The sequence below is a fragment of the uncultured Alistipes sp. genome, from assembly GCF_902388705.1.
GTDB lineage: Bacteria > Bacteroidota > Bacteroidia > Bacteroidales > Rikenellaceae > Alistipes.
Genome location: NZ_CABMQJ010000116.1, coordinates 1 through 2,743 on the forward strand (window position 1 = coordinate 1; position 2,743 = coordinate 2,743).

A 2,743-nucleotide genomic window follows, 5' to 3' on the forward strand; every position below is an offset into this window, starting at 1 on the left:
GTCGCAGGCACGGCCCTCGGCCGCGATGCGCAGGTCGGCGCCCGCCAGGTCTTCGTCGAGCGTGTAGCTGACCAGCACGTCCGTCAGGTGGGATTCGTGGCGGATCTGGAGCCCCGTGTCGTCCCAGATACCCAGCGGTACGAGGCGCGGGTGCCAGTCCCAGCCGTAGCCGACGGCCGGTTTCACGACATCCGACGCCTGCGTGCGGTCGGCCGGTTCGGGGTGGCGCTTGGGAACGGGATAGACGAGCACTTCGAGCCGGTTGCGGGGACGCAGGTGCGGCGTGAGTTCCACCTCGACGGGTGAGAACATCCCTTCGCGGGCGGCGAGCGGCTGCCCGTTGAAGCGTATCTCGTACCGGTAGTCGATTCCTTTCGATACGAACCACAGCTGCCGTCCGTTTCCGCACTGCGGGGCGTCGAACTCCGTGCGGTAGGTGAAGAAGCGGTCTTCCATCCACGTCATGCGGCGATAATTGTCGCCGTAATTATAGTCGGGATACCCCTCGGCACGGGCGATGTCTGTCTGTACGGCTCCCGGAACCGTTGCCGGGCAGAAGCTCCCGGGGGCGGTCTCCCTGTCCGGGGCATGTCCCAGTTCCCAGGCGAGGGGAGTTATATCGTGGTTTCTGATCATTTTAGAAGGTGTATTCGTTGCAGAGTGAGAATTCGGCGGGTTCGTCTTCTTCGATTTGCGGATAACGTCCCAGCGGTTCGTAGAACCGGTTGTCCGCGGTGTCGTCGTTGACGGTCGAGACCTCGCCCGCCAGGCAGTCGCCCCCTTCGGCCCAGAAGGTGTGGTACATGTAGGGCTCGAAGGTGATGCTCTGTCCGGGGCGGAGGCGAAATACCTCGCCTGCGCGTACGGTCGTGGTGATTCCGTCGACCTGGAACGAGCAGGGGGCGTCGGTCATGCGTTCTTCGTCGTCGGCACGCCACAGTTTCATGCAGAGGTCGCCCCCGCCCCGGTTGATGATGTCTTCCATCTTGTGCCAGTGGAAATGGATGGGGGTGATCTGCCCTTCGCGCACGAACATGATCTTCTCGCAGTAGGTCTTGCGGTCGCGTGCGGGGTTGCCGTTGCGTATCGTGAAGAGCGTCAGTCCTTCCTGTGCGAAGTTTCCTTTGCCGAAGTCGGTGACGTCCCAGCCCAGCGCGTTGTCGCGTATCTCGCGGCACTCTTCGCCGTGCGTGCCCCACATGCGGGGAGTCCAGGTTGCCCATTCGGGGAGCAGGAAGCGGTGTTCGGTCAGGAAATCCAGTGCTTCACGGATCGATCGGTTTATTTCGGAGCGTTTCATTGGTCTTTGTAATTTGATTGGATGAATTCGGTTAATTGTCCCAAGGTGGGGGCGCCGCCCGTGCTGGTGGCGCTGAAGAGGTTGAAGCGGGCCGAGGCATTGGCGAACCGGAGGGCGTCGCGCAGCGGCATCCCCTCGTGCCGGGCATAGAGCATTCCGGCGCAGAAAGCGTCGCCCGCGCCTACCGACGAGATGATTTGCTTCGCCGCGATTGGGATGGAGCCGCACCATGCGGTTTCGCCGTCCCGGGTGCGGGCATAACCGCCCTCGGGGCAGTGGATGGCGCAGAGGCGGCCGACGCCCCGCCGTACCAGCATCTCTGCGGCCTCTTCCATGCGGTCGTGCAGCAGTGTCCCCTGCGGATCGCGCAGCCGCAGGCCGCAGACGGCCCCGGCTTCGATCTCGTTGACGATCAGGTAGTCGATGTAAGGCAGGCAGGGTTCTACGATGCGGCGGAAACGATCTCCTTCTTCGGAAACCACGTCGACCGAGGTTTCGTACCCTTTCCGTTGCAATTCTTTCAGTACGCGGGCGGCCACGACGCCGTATTCGGGGTCGGGGCTGTCCAGCTCGTCGAGCAGCAGCAGGTAGCCCAGGTGGAAGATGCGTGCCCGGGTCTCCATTTGCAGTACCTGCTCCGCCCCGAGGCGTGCATTCGCACCCCGGAAATGGAAGAAAGTGCGGATGCCTCCGTCCCGCTCCGACATGACGTCGGTGTAGGATGTGGCGGCATCGGGGAGCACGAGCATGTTATGCCCGTCGATTCCGAGCCGGGCGATTTCCCGCTGCACGTAATCGCCGAAAGCGTCGCGTCCGATGCAGCCGCCGGCATACAGCGGCAGGTCGGTACCCAGTCCCGCCAGGTCGGCGAGCACGTTGTGGGAACAACCGCCCAGTCCCGTTTCGACGCGCGAGATGGTCGTCAGGTTGCCCCGGGTGGGGTATTGTTCGATGATTTTCACGTTGTCGACCAGCCATGTGCCGGCCGAGATGATTCCTCGTCTGTCCATGTGTCGGGGTGTTTAGGCTTTGCCGTCGCTTTCGAAGAGCCGGATATGCGCTGCCACGACTCTCCGCGAAGCCTCGGTGATGCGGCTCTTCAGGTCGATGTAGTTCGGTGAGGCATCAGCGGCGATATAGCTGCATATTTCGTCCGTGGCCGCGAGCTGCATCGCTGTGGCCACGTTGATTTTGCAGATGCCGTTGCCGATGCAGGATTTGAAATCCTCTTCGCTCGTGCCGCTGCCGCCGTGCAGCACGAGCGGGATGCCGTTGCGGGCGTCGATTTCGCGCAGCCGGCCGATGTTGAGGCGCGGGGTGGCGATATAGCGGCCGTGCAGGTTGCCGATGGCGATGGCCAGGGCATCGGCGCCCGTTTCGGCGATGAACCGTGCCGACTCCCCGACGTCGGTGAAGACGTCGGCTGTGGCGGCGTCGCCCGTG

Annotated in this window: 3 protein-coding genes and 1 pseudogene; all 4 read right to left on the reverse strand. The window is 63.4% G+C overall.

All coding sequences use genetic code 11. From position 1 onward, the window contains the following. A pseudogene (locus tag QZT71_RS12300) lies at positions 1 to 636 on the reverse strand (hypothetical protein); the annotation flags it as partial. A gap of 1 nt (position 637) precedes the next feature. Further along, positions 638 to 1,300, reverse strand: a complete 663-nt coding sequence (locus tag QZT71_RS12305; RefSeq protein WP_295916643.1) for a D-lyxose/D-mannose family sugar isomerase — start codon at positions 1,298 to 1,300, stop codon at positions 638 to 640. Further along, positions 1,297 to 2,310: a carbohydrate kinase family protein gene (locus tag QZT71_RS12310; protein WP_295916645.1), complete on the reverse strand. Its 1,014-nt coding sequence runs from the start codon at positions 2,308 to 2,310 to the stop codon at positions 1,297 to 1,299. The genes QZT71_RS12305 and QZT71_RS12310 overlap by 4 nt, the downstream gene beginning before the upstream one ends. 12 nt (positions 2,311 to 2,322) lie before the next feature. Then, a partial coding sequence (locus QZT71_RS12315) for a class II fructose-bisphosphate aldolase (RefSeq protein ID WP_295916647.1) occupies positions 2,323 to 2,743 on the reverse strand: 421 nt, incomplete at its 5' end.

Bases quoted from the DNA above. Each gene is read 5' to 3' on its own strand.
- QZT71_RS12305 (WP_295916643.1), bottom strand. From the start codon at position 1,300: ATGAAACGCTCCGAAATAAACCGATCGATCCGTGAAGCACTGGATTTC.
- QZT71_RS12310 (WP_295916645.1), bottom strand. From the start codon at position 2,310: ATGGACAGACGAGGAATCATCTCGGCCGGCACATGGCTGGTCGACAAC.